Genomic DNA, 21,989 nt, shown 5'->3' on the forward strand with positions numbered 1-21,989 from the left:
ATGCGTATCACCAGGCAGGAATATGCACGCCGCCGCAAGGCACTGATGGCGCAGATGGAACCGGACAGTATCGCTATCCTGCCAGCCGCGCCGGTCTACATCCGCAATCGAGACGTCGAGCACAACTATCGTCAGGACAGCGACTTCCAGTATCTGACCGGGTTTCCCGAGCCGGAAGCGGTCGCGGTCCTGATTCCCGGTCGTGAGCACGGCGAGTACGTTCTGTTCTGCCGCGAGAAGGACAAGGAGCGGGAGTTATGGGATGGCTATCGTGCGGGGCAGGAAGGAGCGGTAAGTGAATACGGTGCCGATGATGCCTTCCCGATCAACGATATCGACGACATTCTGCCGGGCCTGATCGAAGGGCGGGAGCGGGTCTATTACGTGATGGGTGCGAACGAGGAGTTCGACCGCCGCCTCACCAGCTGGATCAACATCATTCGCAGCAAGGCGCGCCTTGGCGCGCAGCCGCCCAATGAGTTCGTCGCGCTCGATCATCTCCTGCACGACATGCGCCTGTACAAGAACGCCGCCGAGGTCAAGCTCATGCATGCCGCCGGCGAGATATCCGCCGAAGCCCACATCCGTGCGATGCAGGTCTGCCGGCCGGGGATGTACGAGTACCAACTCGAGGCCGAGCTGCAGCACACCTTCATGCGTCACGGCAGTCGTTCGCCAGCGTACCAGTCTATCGTTGCCACGGGCCGCAACGCCTGCATCCTGCACTACACCGAGAACACATCGCAGATCCGCGACGGTGATCTGATACTGATCGACGCGGGTTGCGAACTGGACTGCTACGCCAGCGACATCACCCGGACTTTCCCGGCCAATGGGCGTTTCAGCACCGAGCAGCGAGCGATTTACGACATCGTCCTCGCCGCGCAGAAAGAGGCCTTCGAGCACATCGCGCCCGGCCGGCACTGGAACGAGGCGCACGAGGCAACGGTACGGGTCATCGTTGGCGGCCTGATCGATCTGGGCTTGCTCAAGGGCACGGTGGAGGAGGTCATCGCCAACGAGTCCTATCGGCGTTTTTACATGCACCGTGCCGGCCACTGGCTCGGCATGGATGTACACGACGTCGGCGACTATCGCGTGGGCGGCGAATGGCGCGTGCTCGAGCCAGGCATGGTGATGACTGTTGAGCCGGGAATCTATATCGCGCCCGATGATGACAGCGTGCCGAAGAAGTGGCGCGGTATCGGCGTGCGCATCGAAGACGATGTGGTAGTGACCCGTGCGGGCTGCGACGTGCTGACCGACACCGTGCCGAAGGAAGCCGACGAAATCGAACAGCTCATGGCTGCAGCGCGCGAGACCGCTGCATGACCCGCGTCGTGACCATCGTCGGCGGCGGTATGGTTGGTGCCAGCCTGGCACTGGCCCTGCAGGGCGTTGCCCGCGAGCTTGGTTGGTCGATTCGTCTGGTCGAGGCTCACCCGCCAGCTCCGGGTAGTTGGCAGCCGAGTTACGATGCGCGCTCTACGGCGCTATCGCAGGGGAGCCGGAAAATATATCAACGGCTGGGGATCTGGGATCAGCTGCAAGAGCGAGTCGAGCCGATCCGCGAGATCCATGTGTCCGATCGCGGCCACCCTGGTGCTGCGCGGATCGAAGCCAGCGCAGAACGCGTCCCTGCACTGGGCTACGTGGTCGAAAACGCCTGGTTGGGTGACGTACTCCTCGGTGCCCTGGACCGGGACGTCATTCAATGGCTGGCGCCGGCTCGGGTGCTGAAGGCGCATGCCGAGCCCGGCGGTTATCGTCTTGAGGTCGAAGCTGGCAATGCTGTCGAGGACATGCATACCGATCTGTTGGTGGTCGCCGATGGCGGTCGCTCCAGCCTGCTCGACCAGCTGGGCATCTACCGTAAGGTGCAGCCCTATGCGCAGGCAGCCCTGATCGCTAACGTGACCACAGCCGCGGGGCATCATGCCGTCGCTTACGAGCGGTTCACGCCGACCGGCCCGCTGGCCCTGCTGCCCTTGTCGGGCAGCCGTAGTGCGCTGGTCTGGACCTTGCCGGAAGAGCAGGCCGCGGACGTCGCCAATCTTTCCGACGATGCGTTTCTGGATCGCCTTCAAAAGGCGTTCGGCTTCCGTATGGGTACGCTGACGCAGGTGGGTGAGCGCACCTGTTACCCGCTGAAACTGGTCGAGGCCGAGGAGCAGGTTCGCTCGGCACTGGTCGTACTCGGCAACGCCGCACACAGTCTTCATCCTATTGCTGGACAGGGCTTCAACCTGTCCCTGCGCGATGTGCAAGCCTTGGCAGAGACGCTTGGACGTGCAGGCCGGGAAGGGCGCGCGCCCGGCGAGATGGGTGTGTTGCAGAGCTATCTGGATGCCCAGCGCGGTGATCAATGGTTGACTACCGCGTTCAGTGACCGTCTGACTCGGCTGTTCAGCAACCGGCAGCCGATTATGACATTGGGTCGCAACATCGGCCTGCTGGGCCTGGAGGTATTGCCGCCGGCCAAGCGCCTGTTTGCCCGTCAGGCTATGGGCCTTTAGTTTTCCTTCGGAGGCGCACATGGCGCAGCAGTTCGATCTGATCGTGGTGGGTGCTGGCATGGTAGGCGCAACGCTGGCACGCGCAATGGCGGACTTGCCGCTGCGTATTGCGCTGGTCGATGGCATGCCGCTGCCCCGCGCCACCAATGAGCCTAAGACCGAGTCAGGCTACGACTCACGAGTGAGCGCGATCAGCGCTGCCTCCGAAAACATTCTGGATAACCTTGGCGTATGGCAGCGCATCCCGGGTGCGAGTCGCTCGCCGTACCGATACATGCGGGTGTGGGACGCTGAAGGTACCGGCGAGATCGGTTTCGACGCCGACGCGCTAGGTGAGTTGCGCCTCGGTCACATCGTGGAGAACCATCTGATCCAGAGCGCCTTGCTTGAAAGTCTGGCCGAAACCGGCATCGCTCTGTTCGGGGCGCAGCGGGTTGAAGGGCTTGTGCGAGAGCCGGATGGCTGGCGCCTGCTGCTTGAGGGCGGCCAGGCGCTGCAGGCTCCCCTGGTTGTGGCGGCAGACGGGGCCAAGTCGAAGTTGCGCGAGCTGGCGGGCTTCGAGATGCGCGAGTGGGACTATCTACACAACGCCATCGTCACCACTATCCAGACGGAGCGCCCGCACCAGGCCACTGCCTGGCAGCGCTTCATGCCGTCCGGCCCGCTGGCCCTGCTGCCACTCAACGATCGCGGACAGGTGCATTACTGCTCCATCGTCTGGTCTGTGGTGCCGGAGCATGCCGGACGCATCATGGCGCTTGATGATGAGGCGTTTCGTGAAGAACTTGAGCAGGCATTCGAAAGCCGCCTGGGTCGGATTCTCGCTACCGATGTGCGCCACCGGATCCCGCTGCGCCAACGCCATGCCAAACGTTACGTGATGCCAGGCCTGGCCTTGATTGGTGACGCCGCGCACAGCATCCATCCGCTGGCCGGCCAAGGCGTCAACCTGGGTCTGCTTGATGCCGCCGAGCTGTACGATACGCTGCGTGCTGCGCTGCAGCGCGGTGAGGGCCTCGGCGCGCTCGCTGTATTGCAGCGGTATGAGCGTCGACGCATGGGCGCAAACCTTGGCATGATGGCTGCGATGGAGGGGTTCGAACGTTTGTTCCATGCCGATGCGTTGCCTCTGCGCTGGGCGCGCAATGCCGGCATGCGTCTGCTGGACGGCCAAGCGATGATCAAAGGCGGAATCATGCGCCGGGCGATGGGGCTGTCCGGCGATCTTCCTTCGCTTGCTCTGGATGGAGAAATAGCGCGGCCGAACGACTGACGGCGCTCTGGTTGCGGGGCTAGATTCAAATGATTATCATCTAGCGTCTGTTTCCTACTGAGAGGCGTTTCCATGTCCTTCTTGCGCTCCATCGCTACGGTCGGCCTTGCCGTCACCGCATTCAGCAGCTTCGCCGCACCCAAGGAACTTGTGGTCTATTCCTCCCGCCAGGATCACCTGATCCAGCCGGTATTCGATCTCTACACAGAAAAGACCGGCACCAAGATCCAGTTCATCACCGACAAGGAAGCTCCCTTGATGGCGCGCCTGCAGGCCGAGGGCAAGAATACTCCGGCGGATCTGCTGATTACCGTCGATGCTGGCAATCTGTGGCAAGCCGAGCAGCAGGACCTGTTCCGCGCATTCGACTCCGATGTCATCGAAGACAACATTCCTTCCCAGTACCGCTCGCAGAACGACAAGTGGACCGGCCTGTCGCTGCGGGCGCGGACCATCGTGTACTCCTCCGACCGCGTCGATCCGAGCGAGCTGAGCACCTACGAGGCGCTGGCTGACGAGAAGTGGAAGGGCCGCCTGTGTCTGCGTACCTCGAAGAAGGTCTACAACCAGTCGCTGACCGCTACCATGATCGAGTCGCTGGGCGAAGAGAAGACTGCCGAAGTCATCAAGGGTTGGGTAGCCAACCTGGCTGCGCCGGTATTTTCCGATGACACCGCGCTGCTGGCCGCGATACATGAAGGTCAGTGCGACGTGGGCATCGTCAACACCTACTACTACGGCCGCCTGCATGCGGACAACCCGCACCTGGCCGTCAAGCTGTTCTGGCCGAACCAGGACGGCCGTGGCGTACACGTGAACATTTCCGGTGCCGGCATCACCAAGCACGCGCCCAATCCGAAAGAAGCCCAGAAGTTTCTCGAGTGGCTGACTACCCCCGAAGCGCAGCGTATCTTCGCTGACGTCAACCAGGAGTTCCCGGCCAACGAGACGGTGAAACCGTCGGAGGAAGTCCAGGCCTGGGGTGACTTCAAACGTGATACCGTCAATGTCGAAGTGGCCGGCCGCCGTCAGCCGGAAGCGATCATGCTGATGGATCGCCTCGGCTGGAACTGATCGAGGTTTGATCCTGGGCAAGACGCCGCTAGGTCATTTGCCGATATACTGCGCGCCCGGTCCCTGACCGGGCGTGTTCGTTTCTGATCCGGAGTTGCTGTGCCCCACCGTTCCATTCCATCCAGACCGTACTGGCAGCTGGCAGCCTATGCTTGCGCTGCGCTGGTCCTGCTACCGCTTCTGGTGCTGCTCGTCAGTTGGCAAAGCGTTGACGGGCAGATATGGGGGCATCTGCTGGAAACCCAGATGGCGCGGCTGATTGGCAATACGCTGATACTGGTCTTTGGCGTGGGTATGGGCGTGATCGCCCTCGGTGTTAGCCTTGCCTGGCTGACCAGTCTGTGTGAATTTCCCGGCCGCCGTATCTTCGATTGGGCGCTGATGCTGCCCTTTGCCATCCCGGCTTACGTGCTGGCCTTCGTCAGCATTGGCTTGCTCGACTTTGCCGGGCCCGTCCAGTCAACACTGCGTGACTGGTTCGGCAACGACTTTCGCCTGTTCTTTTCAATTCGCTCGCCAGGCGGCGTCGTCGTAGTGCTGACGCTGGTGTTCTATCCCTACGTTTATCTACTCGCGCGTAACGCTTTTCTGGCCCAGGGCCGCGGCCTGATGGAAGCGTCCCGCATACTTGGCCATACCCCGTGGCAAGGTTTCTGGCGTGTCGCCATGCCTATGGCGCGTCCGGCGATCGGCGCGGGTGCTGCGCTGGCATTAATGGAAACGCTTGCGGACTTCGGTGCGGTGTCGGTCTTCAATTACGACACCTTCACCACTGCCATCTACAAGACCTGGTACGGATTCTTCAGCTTGCAGACGGCCACCCAGCTGGCCAGCGTACTGCTGGTGTTCGTCTTTCTCGCACTTTACCTGGAGCGGCGTGCGCAGGGCGCCCGACGCTTCCCAGGCGTCGACAAGCCCCGGCAGGGTGCGCTGTATCGGCTCAAGGGCCCGCTCGCCTGGCTGGCCAGCGGGTATTGCCTGCTCGTACTCGGCGTGGCCTTTATCATTCCGCTGCTGCAGTTGGTCCACTGGTTGTGGTCCAGCGCATTCAACGATCTCGACCAACGTTACTGGGCGCTGATTCGCAATACGTTGAGCCTCGGTGCAGCGGCGGCGGCAATGACCGTGAGCCTGGGCATACTGTTGGTGCTGGCCCGGCGGCTGCAGCCCTTTCGCCGGGTGCGCAGCGCGGTGGCGCTGGCCAACCTCGGCTATGCGCTGCCGGGATCGGTTCTGGCGGTGGGCATCATGTTCGCCTTCAGCCACATCGATAATCATCTTCTGATTCCGCTGCGAACCTGGCTCGGAGAAGAAGACCCCGGCACGCTGCTGGTGGGTGGTTTGTTCGCGCTTCTGCTGGCTTATCTGATCCGCTTCATGGCGGTAGCCTACGGTCCGCTGGACACTTCGCTTGCGCGCATCCGGCCGTCATTGCCGGAAGCCGCACACAGCCTGGGTCAGGCCGGGTGGGCAGTCTTCTGGCGGGTCTACCTGCCGCTGATTCTTCCGGGCGTGCTGAGCGCGGCGCTACTGGTATTCGTCGACGTGCTCAAGGAAATGCCGGCCACGCTGCTGATGCGTCCGTTCGGCTGGGACACTCTGGCGGTGCGCATCCACGGGCTGACCGCTGAAGGCGAATGGGCGCGCGCTGCATTGCCAGCGATCACGCTGGTGCTGGTGGGTCTGCTTCCAGTCATCGTGTTGATCCGGCGTTCCGCCCGCCGCTGATCTGTGGCGCTTCGGCGAGGCTGCACATACCAGGCGATTTGGCTACAATTCACCCCTTGCACACTGCTCCACTAAGGAACGTCAATGGGATCGCGCACACCGCTCTATGAGCAGCACCTCGCCGCGGGCGCCAAGATGGTCGATTTCGGCGGCTGGGATATGCCGCTGCACTACGGCTCGCAAATGGAGGAGCATCATCAGGTCCGGCGTGATGTGGGCATGTTCGATGTTTCCCACATGACCGTGATCGATGTCTCCGGAACCGAGGCCAAGGCTTATCTACAGTACCTTCTGGCCAATGACGTTGCCCGGCTTACCCTGAGCGGCAAGGCGCTGTACAGCGGCATGCTGAACGAAGACGGCGGTGTCATCGACGATCTGATCGTCTATCTGGTTGGCGGCGCGTACCGCGTCGTGGTCAATGCAGCGACCCGCGACAAGGACCTGGCCTGGATGAATCTGCAGGCCGAACCCTTTGCCGTTAAACTCATCGAGCGCGAGGATCTGGCCATGCTTGCCGTCCAGGGGCCGCGAGCTCGTGCGGTGGTTTCTCAGGTCGTCAGTGACAGCCGCGCCGCGTTGATCAACGATCTCAAGCCATTTCAGGGCCTTCCCGACGGTCAATGGTTCATCGGCCGCACCGGTTATACCGGCGAGGACGGACTGGAAATCATGCTGCCTGCCGACCAGGCGGGCCCTTTCTGGGATGCGCTGATCGGGGCCGGGTGCAAGCCCTGCGGTCTTGGCGCCCGCGATACGCTGCGTCTGGAAGCCGGCATGAATCTGTATGGCTCGGATATGGACGAAACCATTTCGCCGCTCGCCGCCAACATGGGCTGGACCATTGCCTGGGAGCCTACCGAGCGCGATTTCATCGGCCGCAAGGCGCTGGAGGCCCAGCGAGACGCGGGCGACCAGCCGAAGCTGGTTGGCCTGGTGCTATCCGAACGCGCCGTTCTGCGCGGCCATCAGAAAGTCATCGTCGAGGGCGTCGGTGAAGGTGAGATTACCAGCGGCAGCTTCTCCCCGACGTTGGGCGTCTCGATTGCCCTGGCTCGTGTTCCACGTGCTACCGGTAACTCCGCCAAGGTGGAAATCCGCGGCAAGCAGCTCGATGTTCGTGTGGTCAAGCCCAGCTTCGTACGCAACGGCAAGCCCGTTTTCGAATAAGCATTACCCAACCCTTTTGAGGACAGTTCAATGAGCAATATCCCCGCCGACCTGCGTTACGCCTCCAGTCACGAATGGGCGCGCCAGGAAGCCGATGGCACCATCACCGTGGGTATCACCGATCATGCTCAGGATTTGCTGGGTGATGTGGTGTTCGTCGAGCTGCCGGAAGTCGGTCGCGAGGTCAACGCTGGTGAAGAGTGTGCGGTGGTCGAGTCGGTCAAGGCCGCCTCTGATATCTACGCGCCAGTCAGCGGTGAAGTCGTCGCCATCAACGATGCGTTGGGCGATTCGCCTGATCTGGTCAATGGCGAACCCTATGCCGGCGCCTGGTTCTTCAAAATCAAACCGTCCGATGCCAGCGAGCTGGACAAGCTGATGGATGCTGACGCTTACGGTTCTTCTATCTAACGAACGTAGTGTGCGGTTCGCTGATTGGCTGGGGTTTGATGCGTGGTGAGATTCCGACTTCGCTGGTTCGGACACGCTACAAGCACATCCATGTGGGCTCGGCGGTGCCAGGTCCGACCGCCATGGATGGCGGAAGTGTCGAAAATGCAGGAGCATTTTTCGACCAGGGCACCGACGGTCCGAACCAGCGAAGCCGGAACCTCCCGTTGGGACCGGTGTGAATCAGCGAACCCTTCGGAGCGCGACGCTACAGTAGATGCGGGATGTCTCGGTGCTGGACCGTCCGCGGCAGGGATGCCGCGGATGAGCCTACATGGACGTATTCACGGCGTGTCCAGCACCGAGGCATCACGTAGGCACGGCATCTTCGCCAGGACTACTCAGATCTTTAATACTTCTTGCAGGTAACCCCATGAGCAATACCCGAAGCCTCACCGATCTGGAACAGACTGACGCGTTTCTGCGCCGCCATATCGGCCCGGACGATGCCGAACAGCAATCGATGCTCGAAACCCTCGGCGTCGAATCGCTGGATGCGCTGATCAGCGAGACGGTCCCGAACAGCATCCTGCGCAAGGACTTGCTCAATCTGCCCGGTCCACGTACCGAGGCCGAGGCGCTCGGTTACCTGAAGGGTGTTGCCAGCAAGAACCAGATTTTTACTTCCTGCATTGGCATGGGTTACCACGGCACGCTCACGCCGAATGTGATTCTGCGCAATGTCCTGGAAAACCCGGGCTGGTACACCGCGTATACCCCGTATCAGCCTGAAATCGCGCAAGGCCGACTCGAAGCGCTGCTCAACTTTCAGCAGCTGTCGATTGATCTGACCGGCATGGAGCTGGCCAGCGCCTCGCTGCTCGACGAAGCCACCGCAGCCGCTGAAGCCATGGCGTTGGCCAAGCGTCAGGCCAAGAGCAAGAGCAACCTGTTCTTCATCGATCACGACTGCCACCCGCAGACCATTTCTGTAGTGCGTACGCGTGCCGAAGCGTTCGGCTTCGAGGTCGTTCTCGATGACGTGCGCAAGCTGGGCGAGTACGAAGTATTCGGCGCGCTTTTTCAATACCCCAACACCTGGGGCGAGATCACCGATCTGAAGCCGCTGATCGATGCGGTGCATGCGCAGAACGGATTGGCCTGCATCGCCGCCGACCTGCTCAGTCTGGTGCTGTTGACGCCTCCGGGTGAACTGGGCGCGGACGTGGTCTTTGGTTCCGCCCAGCGCTTTGGTGTGCCCATGGGTTACGGCGGGCCGCATGCTGCATACTTCGCCACTCGTGACGCGTACAAGCGCGCCATGCCGGGGCGGATCATCGGTGTGTCGGTCGACACCCGCGGCAACCGCGCGCTGCGCATGGCGCTGCAGACCCGCGAGCAGCATATCCGCCGCGAAAAGGCCAATTCGAACATCTGTACCGCCCAGGTTCTGCTGGCGAACATTGCCAGTTTCTATGCGGTGTATCACGGCCCGGAAGGTCTGAAGACCATCGCTGAACGAGTGCATCGTCTAACCGCTATTCTGGCCTCTGGCCTGGAAGGCAAAGGCTTCAAGCGCCAGAATGAACATTTCTTCGACACCCTGACGCTGGACGTTGGCGGCCGCGCCGGTGAGATCGTCGAGCGTGCGCGCGCTGCAAGGATCAACCTGCGGTTAGTAGACGAAACTACGCTAGGCGTGAGTCTCGACGAAACCTCGTCCCGCGCCACCGTCGAGCAGCTCTTGGCAGTGTTTGCCGGTGATGGCCAGGCGAGCGATATCGAGGCTCTGGATCGGCAGGTGAGTGCCGCGGCGATCGGTATCCCTGAGGCGCTGCGCCGCCAGTCAGCGTTCCTGACGCACCCGGTGTTCAACAGCTACCACTCCGAAACGGAGATGCTGCGTTACATCAAGTCGCTGGAAAACAAGGACCTGGCCTTGAACCACGCGATGATCCCGCTGGGCTCCTGCACCATGAAGCTCAACGCCACCGCCGAGATGATCCCGATCACCTGGCCGGAATTCGGTCAGCTGCACCCGTTCGCGCCCTTGGCCCAGGCCGAAGGTTACAAGGTGATGATCGACGAGCTTGAAGCCGCCCTGCGTGAAATCACCGGCTTCGATGCCATCTGCATGCAGCCGAACTCCGGAGCGCAGGGCGAGTACGCCGGCCTGCTGGCGATCCGCAAGTTCCATGAATCCAATGGTGATGAGCACCGCAATGTTTGTCTGATTCCGACTTCCGCGCACGGCACCAACCCGGCTTCGGCGATGATGGCAAGCATGCGTGTGGTGCTGGTCAGTTGCGACGACAACGGCAACGTCGATATTGCGGATCTGAAGCAGAAGGCGGAAGACAATGCGGACAACCTGTCGTGTCTGATGATTACCTATCCGTCCACCCACGGTGTGTACGAAGAAGGTATTCGGGAGATCTGCCAGATCATCCACCAGCATGGCGGGCAGGTGTACATGGACGGTGCCAACCTCAACGCGCAGGTGGGTTTGACCCGTCCGGCGGACATTGGCGCGGACGTATCGCACATGAACCTGCACAAGACGTTCTGCATTCCGCATGGCGGCGGTGGCCCGGGCATGGGTCCGATCGGCGTCAAGGCGCATTTGGCGCCTTATGTAGCCAACCACCCGGTCGTGCCGCTGGACGGTCCCGACCCGGAGAACGGCGCGGTCAGCGCAGCCCCCTGGGGTAGCGCGAGCATCCTGCCGATCAGCTGGACCTATGTCGCCCTGATGGGTGCCGAGGGGCTGCGTCGCGCGACCGAGGTGGCGATCCTCAATGCCAATTACCTGGCCAAGCGGTTGGGTCAGGCCTATCCGGTGCTCTACAGCGGCCGTAACGGTCGTGTCGCGCACGAATGCATCATCGATATCCGTCCGCTCAAGGCAGCCTCCGGCATCACCGAGGAAGATGTGGCCAAGCGGCTGATGGATTTCGGCTTCCATGCGCCGACCATGTCGTTCCCGGTTCCGGGTACGCTGATGATCGAGCCGACAGAAAGCGAGTCGAAGGCCGAGCTGGACCGTTTCATCGATGCCATGCTGACCATTCGCGGCGAAATCAGCCGGGTCGAGCAGGGCGAGTGGACGGTGGAGCAGAGCCCGCCGCACAACGCCCCGCACACTCTGGCCGACATCACTGGTGAGTGGGACCGTCCGTATTCGCGTCAGGAAGCGGTATTCCCGCAGTCCTGGGTGGCGGCGAACAAGTTCTGGCCGAGTGTCAACCGGATCGATAACGTCTACGGCGACCGCAATCTGTTCTGCGCCTGCCCGCCGATCGAGGCCTACGAGGCCTGACCCTGTTGGCGCGCCGCTCTGGCGCGCCTTTTCTTTGAGGGGCGTATTCCGCCCCGTCTCGTTAAATCGCCTATGCTAGGGGTGGCCTGACGGCCCGCATCGTCGTCCTAGTGGACCGAGACCATTGGCAGTAGGGAACCGCGCAGCATGACCGACACTTCACACGTTCAGACCGAGCTCGACACCATCGTTGAGGCCCTCGAGGAAGGCAAGCGCAAAAAACTGCGCAAATTGCTGCGTGGCATGCATCCAGGCAAGATCGCCAGTCTGCTCGAAGCGCTCGACGTCGAACGTCGCGTGGTGGTCTGGCAGCACCTGCGAGAAGAGGACGAGGCGGCTGTGGTGCGTTATCTCGATCCACTCGTAGCCGCCGCGCTGCAGCGCGATGCCGATGATCCGGACCTTGCCGAACTCGACGAGGAAGCGGCTGCCGCGATTACCGACATCCGCCATGTGCGGGAGTCTCTGGAAGAGGGGCGCTACAAACGCATCGTCAAACTGTTCAAGCAGATGCATCCGGCCAAGGCGGCCGGCCTGCTCGAATCGCTCCCGCCGGATGAGCGCAGCACGGTCTGGGAGATGCTGTCCAGCGAGCGGGCCGGCAAGATCCTCGTCCATCTGCACGAAGAAGTCCGGGCCAGCCTGGCCCAGGAGATGGACCAGGACGACCTGTTCGCTGCAGTTCGCAAGCTCGATCTGGATGACCTTGTCGACCTGATTCAGGCTCTGCCGGCAGGTCCCGGACGTGAAGTCATGCTGTCGATGGATGTTGCGACGCGCCAGCAAGTCGTGTCGATGCTGTCCTATCCCGAGGATTCCGCCGGTGGTCTGATGAACATCGACCATCTCTCGGTGCGTGCCGATGTTCGGGTCGGCTCGGTACTGCGTTACCTGCGTTTGCTCGAGGACCTGCCAGACCATACCGACAAGGTCATGGTGGTCGACCGTAAAAATCGTTATCAGGGTGTGCTGCGACTCAGTCGTATCCTTACCAGTGATCCGGAGGCGAAGGTCGAGGAGGTGATGGATGCCGAATTCCAGCCTTTGCCGGTGCAGATGCCAAGCCGCGAGGTGGCGCGTCGCTTCGAAGACCTCGACATGCTCTCTGCCGCCGTGGTGGATGAGCAGGGCATTCTGCTTGGTCGCATCACGGTGGACGACGTGCTCGACATCATTCGCGAAGAATCGCGCAGCACCATGATGCACATGGCCGGTCTGGATGATGAGGCCGACATGTTCGCGCCCGTGCTGAAAAGCACCTTGCGGCGCTCCGTGTGGCTGGGCATCAACCTGGTGACCGCATTCCTCGCCGCCTGGGTCATTGGTCAGTTCCAGGGCACGCTGGAGCAGATCGTTGCGCTCGCGGTGTTGATGCCGATCGTAGCCAGCATGGGCGGTATCGCCGGCAGCCAGACGCTGACTCTGGTCATTCGCGGGCTGGCGCTCGGCCAGGTCGAAGGTGGCAACGCCAGGGTGCTACTGGGCAAGGAGATGGGTATCGGCTTGCTCAACGGGTTGCTTTGGGCTGTCGTCGTGGCGGTGCTGGCGTACGTCTGGTTCGGTAGCTGGCAGATCGGCGGCATCATCGGGGCGGCGATTCTGTTGAACCTGCTCTGCGCCGCCTTCTCCGGCCTGGCCGTTCCATTGGTGCTGCGCAAGTTTGGCATCGATCCGGCGTTGGCCGGCAGCGTCATCCTGACGACAGTCACTGACGTGGTGGGGTTCTTCGCTTTCCTCGGCCTGGCCACCTTGCTGCTCCTCTAAGCCATATACGCTATTCCATATATATGGAGTAGCGTATATAGTCGGGCGACCCACTTCAGGAGTTGCTCGATGACCCTCATCGACCCACCTACGCTATTCAAGTCGCTGGCCGACGATACCCGTGCACGCCTGGCGCTGCTGGTCGCCAGCGAAGGCGAGCTGTGCGTGTGCGAGCTGGTTTGCGCGCTCGAGGCCAGCCAGCCGAAAATTTCGCGCCACCTGGCCGAGCTGCGCAAGACCGGCCTGTTACAGGATCGTCGACAGGGGCAGTGGGTTTATTATCGCCTGAATGACGACTTGCCAGCCTGGGTCCGGCATGTGCTGGACGTCGTCCGTACCGCCAACCATCCCTGGATCGCAGAAGGGCTCAAGCGGCTGGGTCGTATGGACGACCGACCCGTTCGCCAGGCCAGCTGTTGCTGAACCCACCGAGGAGAGACCATGAACTCCGATTTTCCGGCGCTGGATCACGATCTGCTGCGCCAACCCGATCATCAACGCCTGGGTGTCGAGTCGACAGACTCTCCGCTGCGCATCCTCCTGCTCTACGGCTCGACCCGTGAGCGCTCGTTCAGCCGGTTGCTGACCGAGGAGGCGGCGCGTCTGCTTCAGTTGATGGGCGCCGAAACCCGTATCTACGATCCATCCGGCCTGCCGCTGCCCGATGATGCTCCGGACGATCATCCCAAGGTCGCCGAGCTGCGCGAACTGATGCAGTGGTCGGAAGGCCAGGTCTGGTGCTCGCCCGAACGTCATGGTGCGATGACGGGTGTATTCAAGGCGCAGATCGACTGGGTACCGCTGGCGCTGGGAGCGGTACGCCCGACCCAAGGGAAAACGCTTGCAGTGATGCAGGTATGCGGCGGGTCGCAGTCGTTCAATGTTGTCAACCAGCTACGCGTACTCGGCCGATGGATGCGCATGGTCACGATTCCCAATCAGTCGTCTGTCCCCAAGGCCTTCCTCGAGTTCGACAATGACGGACGAATGAAACCATCCTCGTACTACGATCGGGTGGTCGATGTGATGGAAGAGCTGATCAAGTTCACCTGGTTGCTACGTGGTCGCGCAGACTACCTGGTGGATCGCTACTCTGAGCGCAAGGAGTCCGCGCAGGAACTGTCCCAACGCGTCAATCAGCGCAGTATCTGAATCATCGATCAACCGATAGCGCCGGAGTCGTCGGTGCTGCTCAACGAAGGTGACGAACATGACCATCAAAGTAGGCATCAACGGGTTCGGCCGTATCGGCAAGCTGGCGCTGCGTGCTGCCTGGGACTGGCCCGAGCTCGACTTCATCCGCATCAACGACCCGGCCGGTGATGCCGCCACCCACGCGCACCTGCTGAACTTCGATTCGGTGCACGGGCGCTGGCATCACGAAGCGGGCCATCGCGAAGGCAATCTGGTCATTGAAGACCGGGAAATCACGCTCACTCAGCACAAGACCATCGGCAACGGCGACTGGTCCGATTGCGACCTGGTGATCGAGGCCAGCGGCAAGATGAAGACGGTCGAAGTGCTTGAGGAGTATCTGCGCCAGGGTGTGGAGCGCGTGGTGGTCAGTGCGCCCGTGAAAGAGGCGGGCGCGTTGAATATCGTGCTTGGGGTCAACCAGCAGCTGTTCGACCCGGCCAAGCATCGCATCGTGACGGCTGCGTCCTGCACTACCAACTGCCTGGCGCCGGTGGTCAAGGTGATTCACGAAGAGCTTGGCATCCGCCATGGCTCGATCACCACGATTCACGACGTGACCAATACCCAGAGCATTCTCGACCAGCCACACAAGGACCTGCGCCGGGCCCGTGCCGCCGGCATGAGCCTGATCCCGACCAGTACCGGCTCGGCGACGGCAATCGCGGAGATATTCCCCGAGCTGCGCGGCAAGCTCAATGGTCATGCCGTGCGTGTGCCGCTGGCCAATGCGTCGCTGACCGACTGCGTGTTCGAGGTCGAGCGGGCGACCTCGGTGGACGAGGTCAACGCACTGTTCAAAGCAGCAGCCGAAGGCAAACTGAAGGGCATTCTGGGCTATGAGGAGCGGCCGCTGGTGTCGATCGATTACCGCACCGACCCCCGCTCCTCGATCATCGATGCGCTCTCGACCATGGTCATCAACGGCACCCAGGTAAAAATCTACAGCTGGTATGACAACGAGTGGGGTTACGCCAATCGCACGGTAGAGCTGGCGCGTCTAGTCGGGCAAGCCAACTGAGCATGGGCGCGTTGTCGACGCTCTCGCCCGCGGTGCGCCAGTATCTGGTGGTGACGGGCAATTACTGGGCGTTCACGCTGACCGACGGCGCGCTGCGCATGCTGGTAGTGCTGCACTTTCATGATATGGGCTACAGCCCGTTGCAGATCGCTTCGCTGTTTCTGTTCTATGAAATCTTCGGCGTGGTGACCAACCTGGTTGGTGGTTACCTAGGCGCGCGTATCGGCCTGAACCGCACCATGAACATCGGGCTGGCGTTGCAGGTTGGTGCGCTGTTGATGCTCACGGTTCCGCCCGAATGGCTGACTGTGGTCTGGGTCATGGCCGCGCAGGCCCTATCCGGTATCGCCAAGGACCTGAACAAGATGAGCGCCAAGAGCTCGATCAAACTGCTCGTGCCCGACGCTCAGCAAGGGTCGCTCTATCGTTGGGTTGCCCTGCTCACCGGCTCGAAGAATGCACTCAAGGGCGCAGGCTTCTTTCTCGGCGGGGCGCTGCTCGCTGTGCTTGGTTTCGCTGGCGCCGTTTTGGCGATGGCTGGCGTGCTGGCGCTGGTATGGCTATCCAGCCTGTTCCTGCTCAGGAGGGATCTGGGCAAGGCCAAAGCAAAGCCCAGGTTCCGCGAGTTGCTGTCCAAGAGCGAACCCATCAACGTGCTGTCGGCAGCGCGGCTGTTTCTCTTCGGCGCGCGCGATGTGTGGTTCGTGATTGCGCTGCCGGTGTACCTGTCCAGCGTTTTCGGCTGGGACTACTGGCAGGTCGGCGGCTTTCTCGCGGCCTGGGTGATCGGTTATGGCGTTGTCCAGACAGTGGCTCCCTGGCTGACCGGCAAACGTACCGGGGCGATACCTGGCGGGACGGCTGCGTTCGGCTGGGCGGCGGCATTGGCTCTGTTGCCGGCCGCCATTGCGCTGGGGCTGGACGCTCTTGGATCGCCGGAGGTGGTGCTGCTTGGCGGGCTGATGATGTTCGGTGTGCTGTTCGCGGTGAATTCATCGCTTCACAGTTATCTGATCGTCTCCTTTGCCAAGGCTGACGGCGTGTCACTGGATGTGGGCTTTTACTATATGTCCAACGCCATGGGCCGCTTGATCGGCACGTTGCTCTCCGGCTGGGTCTATCAGGCCCACGGGCTTGACGCCTGCCTGTGGATTTCGAGCCTGTTCGTGGCGGCGGCAGCGCTGATCTCCCTCAAGCTGCCGCGTGCCAAACTCGCTGAGAGCTGACAATCGGCTGCACCGAGCATCTGCCAGACACTCGGTCTGCACCGGCTGCGCCTGCGCCTGGCCTCGACAACAGCTTCTCTCTTCGCTCTAGCCGACCACTGAGAATTTTCAGCACCAGTTATCAATCCGCACCTGCGCTTTTACGCATTGTTTATGCGCACGGGCCGAACTGCGCCTCGTTTGTTTATTGCCGCCCGAGATAGGCTGTGGCCAATCTGCTGCGAGGTCGCGATGCTCAGCTTCATTCGTCCGGTCATATATGTATGTGGTTTTCTGGTACTGATCATGTCGAGCATGATGCTCAGCGTCGCCACCTTCGCCTGGCTACGCAATGATCCCGAAACGTCGGTTTTCCTGCTTTCGTCCGCTGTGTCGGCCGCAGCCGGCGGGGGCATGGTGTTGAGCTGTCGCCGGGCCCAGTTCAATCTGATTGCTCGCCAGCTCTACCTACTGACCAGTCTGAGCTGGGTGATGCTGTCATTGGCGGGTGCGCTGCCGCTGTTTTTCAGTCATTTCGACCTGTCGATTACCGATGCGGTATTCGAGGCTGTGTCCGGCATCACCACGACGGGGTCCACGGTTCTGAGTGGCTTGCAGGATCTCCCCGCCAGCCTGCTGCTGTGGCGTTCGCTACTGCAATGGCTCGGCGGGCTGGGGGTGATAGGCATGGCGGTATCAATCCTGCCGTTCTTGCGGGTCGGCGGCATGCGCCTGTTTCATACCGAGTCGTCAGACTGGTCGGATAAATCCATACCGCGTATCCAGTCGCTGGCAAGGATGCTACTACTGACCTATCTCGGCATCAGCCTCGCCTGTATCCTCAGTTACTGGGCTGCGGGCATGACATTGTTCGATGCGATCAATCACGCCATGACCACCGTCTCCACTGGCGGCTACGCGACCGATGATCGCTCAATGGGGCGCTTCGGTTCCGGGATCCTGTGGATAGCCATTGTGTTCATGCTGATCGGCGCGCTGCCATTCACCATGATCATTGCCTTCGTACGCAGGCCGACTCTTGCTGTGCTGAACAATCAGCAAGCGATGGGCCTGCTTGCTATCGTCGCGGCGATCAGTCTGCCTCTGGCCGTCGTATTGATCCTTGGGCGGCAATACCCCCCGTTCGAGGCGCTGACGCAGGCCACGTTCAACCTGGTGTCGGTGATCACCACTACGGGCTATGCCTCGACTGATTATCTTCTATGGGGGCCGTTCAGCATCGCGCTGTTCTTCCTGGTCATGTTCATTGGCGGTTGCTCGGGCTCCACCAGCGGTGGGATGAAGGTGTTCCGCTTCCAGCTCAGCTATCTGTTCCTGCGCTCTCAGATAAGCAAGCTGGTACATCCTAATGGCGTATTCATTACCCGATACAACGGTCGCCCCGTACAGGACGACATCATTCTTTCGGCCGTAGGGTTCTCGTTCCTGTTTTTCGTGACACTGGCTGTCGTCACGCTGCTGCTTGCCTTGCTCGGTCTCGACCTGCTGACCAGCGTCAGTGCAACGGCCACGGCGCTGACCAACGTCGGCCCGGGGGTGGGCAATGTGGTCGGGCCCGCAGGTAATTTCGCCAGCCTGCCCGCAGCCGCCAAATGGTTGTTATCCTTCGCCATGTTGCTGGGTCGCCTGGAGCTGCTGACGTTGATGGTTCTGTTCACTCCCATGTTCTGGCGGGGCTGAGATGCCGCTTTCCCGCTCGCGCGGTATGGCGATGCTCGCTCTGCCGGTGGTCGTGCCGCTGTTGGCCACAGCGGTCTCGCTGATGCTTGCGCCCCTGCTGCCCAGCGCCGATCTGGCAATGATCTATCTGGCCGGCGTATTGATAACCTCGATCTACAGCCGGGTATGGCCGGCTCTGGTCTGCGCCATTCTCAGTTTCCTGGCGTACAACTTCTTCCTTACCGAGCCGCGCTACTCGCTGGAGATGTTTCACAGCGAGGACATGCTGACTGCGCTGCTATTGGTCATGGTGGCCGCGATCACCGGACATCTAGCGGCGCGCCTGAACGAGAAGGTCGCCGCGCTGCGCGACAGCCAGCGTTGGAGTGATCAGCAGATGAACTGCGCGCGGGCGCTTTCGGCCTGCGTCGATGCCGACGCCGTGATCGACGTGTTTGCCGCGCAGGTCGCTGCGGCGATGGATTGTAAATTGCAGCGGTCCATGACCGGCGATGCGCCCGTCCCGTCGAACCTCGATCAGGGCGTCGGCTGGCGGCGGGACGGGCAGGGCTGCGAGGTCTGGTTCGCCGATCTCAAGCGAACCCCGCAGGGCATCCTGCGTAGCAAGGACTATGTGCTGGCCAGTCGTGACGAAGCGCGTCTGGACGCCCTGGTCAGTCTGGCGCGGCTGGCTTGGAGCCGGGTCATGCTCGCGGAATCACTGCGCCAGGAGACGCTGGTCAAGGAGCGCGAACAGTTGCGCTCGGCGCTGCTCTCGTCGATATCGCACGACCTTCGCACACCCCTGGCGACCATGATCGGCTCAGTCTCCAGTCTGATCGATCTGGCCGATGCGCTGAGCCGCAAGCAGCGGGCAGAGTTGCTCGATAACACGCTCAGCGAAGCGCGAAGACTGGATCGCTATATCCAGAAACTGCTCGATATGACCCGGCTCGGCCATGGCGAGCTGACGCTCGATCGTGACTGGGTGGGTGTAGACGACATCGTCAGCGTGGTGCTGCGCCGAGTGCGCCCGTTGCAGGGCGACGTCGAACTGAAGGTAGCACTGCCTGCGGATCTGCCGCTCTTGCATGTGCACCCGGCATTGATCGAGCAGGCGGTATTCAACGTACTGGAGAATGCCGTGCGTTTTTCGCCGCCGGGCGGCGCGGTCCGGATCGAGGCTTCACACGATCCAGACTGGCTGTGTCTGGATATCACCGATTCGGGGCCAGGCATACGGCCCGAGGCCTGGGAGCAGGTATTCGACATGTTCCATACCTTCAGCCATGGGGACCAGTACGCTGCCGGCACCGGGCTTGGCCTGGCGATATGCCGGGGCATTCTCGGCGCCCATCGCGGATCGGCTCGCGTTCACCGCAGTGAGCCGAACGGCGGCACGACGTTCCGACTCAGCCTGCCGATCACCCGGCCCGACAACCAGCGAGACGCAGCCGAATGACTCATGTTCTGATCATTGATGACGAACCGCAGATCCGGCGGTTTCTGACTATCTGCCTGGGCTCGCAGGGGTATCAACTCATCGAGGCGGCGGACGGACGCAGCGGACTGGAGCAGGCGGCTCTGCATGAGCCGGAGCTGGTGGTGATGGATCTGGGATTGCCGGACATGGACGGCCAGGTTCTGCTGCAGCGGCTGCGCGAGTTCTATCTGGGCCCGGTGATCGTGCTGTCAGTGCGCAACAGTGAGCGCGACAAGGTGATGGCGTTGGACAACGGCGCCAACGACTACGTGGAGAAGCCATTCGGGGCGAACGAGCTGCTGGCGCGGATACGCTCCGTCCTGCGTACCTTTGCCAGCATCGACGTACCGCCGACCGGCTTCGATGACGGCCATCTGAAGGTCGACCTGCAGGCACGACGGGTCAGTCTGGGTGGCGACGACGTGCATTTGTCGCGCAAGGAGTTCGACCTGCTGCGCTGTCTGATTGCCCACCCCGGCCGGATCGTCACCCAGCAGCAGCTGCTGAAGGAAATCTGGGGCCCCCACCACAGCCACGATACGCACTACTTACGTATTTTCATCGGGCGGCTGCGGGCCAAACTCAACGATGACCCTACCGCACCCCGTTATGTGGAAACCGAGGCCGGGGTGGGCTATCGCTTCATCGGCGGCGTCGAACGTTGATGTATGCGCTTTGTTTACGCCCGGCCGGAAGGCCTGGCATGGTTTGTTTACGCAGGATCCGCTGACAATCGCTGCACGCGATAGCCTCGGAGTGAACCATGCGCATCATCATCCTCGGTGCCGGACAGGTCGGCGGTACGCTGGCGGAACATCTGGCTGGTGAGGAAAACGATATCACCATCGTCGATACCGACGTACGCCGCCTGCGAATGCTGCAGGACCGCCTGGATGTTCGCACCCTGCGTGGCTCGGCGTCCCATCCGCAGGTGCTCGCCCAGGCCGGCGCGCAGGATGCCGACATGCTGGTCGCCGTGACCAGCAGTGACGAGATCAACATGATCGCCTGCCAGGTCGGCCAAAGCCTGTTCAACATTCCGACCAAGATTGCCCGGGTGCGCGAAGCGGACTATCTGTCGCGGGACAAGCAATTGTTCAAGCGCGAGGCGGTACCGATCGACGTTCTGATCAGCCCTGAAGAACTGGTGACGCGCAATCTCAAGCGCCTGATCGAATACCCCGGCGCACTGCAGGTGCTCGACTTTGCCGGCGGTCGCGCGCAGTTGGTCGCGGTGCGCGCCCATTATGGTGGTGCATTGGTCGGACAGGAAATCGCTTCGCTCAAGGAGCACACGCCCTCGGTGGACACCCGAGTCGCTGCGATTTTCCGCAAGAGCCGGCCGATCATCCCGCGTGGCGATACGCTGATCGAAGCGGACGACGAAGTATTTTTCATCGCGGCCCGGCCGGACATCCGCATGGTGATGAGCGAGATGCGCCGACGCGAGAAGCCCTACAAGCGCATCGTGATCGCCGGCGGCGGGAATATCGGTGCGCGTCTGGCGGCCGCTATCGAGCGCGATTATCGGGTCAAGGTGATCGAGTGCAATCCGGCGCGTTGCCAGGAGCTTTCAAACCAGCTGCGCCGTAGCGTGGTCCTGCATGGCAGCGCCTCGGATCGCGAATTGCTGATCGAAGAGAGCATCGAGTCGGCCGATGTATTCTTTGCGCTGACCAATGACGACGAGGCGAACATCATGGCCTCGATGTTGGCCAAGCGGCTCGGGGCGCGCACGGTCATCACCCTGATCAACAATCCTGCCTATGTCGACTTGGTACAGGGTGGGCTCATCGATATTGCGGTGTCGCCGCAGCTGTCCACCGTGGGTGCGCTGTTGGCCCACGTTCGCCGCGGTGATGTGGTGGCTGTGCACTCCCTGCGCCGCGGCGCGGCTGAAGCTCTGGAGGCGGTTGCGCACGGCGACGCGCAGAGCTCGCAAGTCGTCGGCAGGGCCATCGGCGAACTGCCGTTGCCTGCGGGTACCACGGTCGGTGCGCTGGTTCGGCGTGACGAGGTGATCATTGCTCACGACAGTACCGTCATCGAGGATGGCGATCACGTTATCCTGTTCGTGCCGGACAAGCGTGACGTCATCCGGATCGAGCGTCTATTCCAGATCGGACTCTCGTTCCTTTAACGGGATATCTTAGCCTGCTCATTGCTTCGAAA

General features: G+C 61.7%; 17 protein-coding genes. All 17 read left to right on the forward strand.

Annotation, left to right across the window (positions count from 1 at the left end; translation table 11 throughout):
• The gene (gene pepP, locus BLT85_RS00460; RefSeq protein ID WP_407920152.1) at positions 1–1,332 is read left to right on the forward strand and encodes a Xaa-Pro aminopeptidase; all 1,332 of its coding nucleotides are present in this window, start codon (positions 1–3) and stop codon (positions 1,330–1,332) included.
• On the forward strand, positions 1,329–2,516 hold the full coding sequence (gene ubiH / locus BLT85_RS00465; RefSeq protein ID WP_093391128.1) for a 2-octaprenyl-6-methoxyphenyl hydroxylase: 1,188 nt from the start codon (positions 1,329–1,331) through the stop codon (positions 2,514–2,516). Before pepP ends, ubiH begins: the two co-directional genes overlap by 4 nt.
• Before the next feature lie 19 nt (positions 2,517–2,535).
• The gene (locus BLT85_RS00470; protein ID WP_093391131.1) at positions 2,536–3,789 is read left to right on the forward strand and encodes an FAD-dependent monooxygenase; all 1,254 of its coding nucleotides are present in this window, start codon (positions 2,536–2,538) and stop codon (positions 3,787–3,789) included.
• Between the two features lie 72 nt (positions 3,790–3,861).
• A complete protein-coding gene (locus BLT85_RS00475; RefSeq protein WP_093391133.1) occupies positions 3,862–4,863 on the forward strand; it encodes an extracellular solute-binding protein in 1,002 nt (333 codons plus the stop codon).
• Positions 4,864–4,977: 114 nt separating this feature from the next.
• A complete protein-coding gene (locus BLT85_RS00480) occupies positions 4,978–6,591 on the forward strand; it encodes an ABC transporter permease (RefSeq protein ID WP_093397209.1) in 1,614 nt (537 codons plus the stop codon).
• Between the two features lie 84 nt (positions 6,592–6,675).
• Entirely contained in the window at positions 6,676–7,761 is a 1,086-nt protein-coding gene (gcvT, locus tag BLT85_RS00485) for a glycine cleavage system aminomethyltransferase GcvT (protein WP_093391137.1), read from the forward strand.
• A gap of 30 nt (positions 7,762–7,791) precedes the next feature.
• The gene (gcvH, locus tag BLT85_RS00490) at positions 7,792–8,172 is read left to right on the forward strand and encodes a glycine cleavage system protein GcvH (RefSeq protein WP_093391140.1); all 381 of its coding nucleotides are present in this window, start codon (positions 7,792–7,794) and stop codon (positions 8,170–8,172) included.
• Positions 8,173–8,584: 412 nt separating this feature from the next.
• Positions 8,585–11,470 carry an aminomethyl-transferring glycine dehydrogenase gene (gene gcvP / locus BLT85_RS00500; RefSeq protein WP_093391146.1) on the forward strand — a complete coding sequence of 962 codons (2,886 nt, stop codon included), beginning with the start codon at positions 8,585–8,587 and terminating at the stop codon, positions 11,468–11,470.
• A 147-nt stretch (positions 11,471–11,617) separates the two neighbouring features.
• Positions 11,618–13,234: a magnesium transporter gene (gene mgtE / locus BLT85_RS00505; protein WP_093391148.1), complete on the forward strand. Its 1,617-nt coding sequence runs from the start codon at positions 11,618–11,620 to the stop codon at positions 13,232–13,234.
• Between the two features lie 69 nt (positions 13,235–13,303).
• The gene (locus BLT85_RS00510; RefSeq protein ID WP_093391151.1) at positions 13,304–13,657 is read left to right on the forward strand and encodes a metalloregulator ArsR/SmtB family transcription factor; all 354 of its coding nucleotides are present in this window, start codon (positions 13,304–13,306) and stop codon (positions 13,655–13,657) included.
• 18 nt (positions 13,658–13,675) lie between these two features.
• On the forward strand, positions 13,676–14,386 hold the full coding sequence (gene arsH / locus BLT85_RS00515; RefSeq protein WP_093391154.1) for an arsenical resistance protein ArsH: 711 nt from the start codon (positions 13,676–13,678) through the stop codon (positions 14,384–14,386).
• A 58-nt stretch (positions 14,387–14,444) separates the two neighbouring features.
• Positions 14,445–15,449 carry an ArsJ-associated glyceraldehyde-3-phosphate dehydrogenase gene (locus tag BLT85_RS00520; protein WP_093391157.1) on the forward strand — a complete coding sequence of 335 codons (1,005 nt, stop codon included), beginning with the start codon at positions 14,445–14,447 and terminating at the stop codon, positions 15,447–15,449.
• A gap of 2 nt (positions 15,450–15,451) precedes the next feature.
• Entirely contained in the window at positions 15,452–16,675 is a 1,224-nt protein-coding gene (gene arsJ / locus BLT85_RS00525) for an organoarsenical effux MFS transporter ArsJ (RefSeq protein WP_093391160.1), read from the forward strand.
• A gap of 231 nt (positions 16,676–16,906) precedes the next feature.
• Entirely contained in the window at positions 16,907–18,355 is a 1,449-nt protein-coding gene (locus BLT85_RS00530; protein ID WP_093391163.1) for a TrkH family potassium uptake protein, read from the forward strand.
• A 1-nt stretch (position 18,356) separates the two neighbouring features.
• Positions 18,357–19,796 carry a sensor histidine kinase gene (locus BLT85_RS00535; RefSeq protein WP_093391166.1) on the forward strand — a complete coding sequence of 480 codons (1,440 nt, stop codon included), beginning with the start codon at positions 18,357–18,359 and terminating at the stop codon, positions 19,794–19,796.
• The gene (locus BLT85_RS00540; RefSeq protein WP_093391169.1) at positions 19,793–20,482 is read left to right on the forward strand and encodes a response regulator; all 690 of its coding nucleotides are present in this window, start codon (positions 19,793–19,795) and stop codon (positions 20,480–20,482) included. Before BLT85_RS00535 ends, BLT85_RS00540 begins: the two co-directional genes overlap by 4 nt.
• Positions 20,483–20,580: 98 nt before the next feature.
• Positions 20,581–21,957 (forward strand): Trk system potassium transporter TrkA, encoded by a 1,377-nt coding sequence (trkA, locus tag BLT85_RS00545; RefSeq protein WP_093391172.1) that lies wholly within the window; start codon positions 20,581–20,583, stop codon positions 21,955–21,957.
• The last annotated feature ends 32 nt before the right edge of the window (positions 21,958–21,989 follow it).

Origin of the sequence: Halopseudomonas xinjiangensis, assembly GCF_900104945.1 — a bacterium.
Lineage (GTDB): Bacteria > Pseudomonadota > Gammaproteobacteria > Pseudomonadales > Pseudomonadaceae > Halopseudomonas > Halopseudomonas xinjiangensis.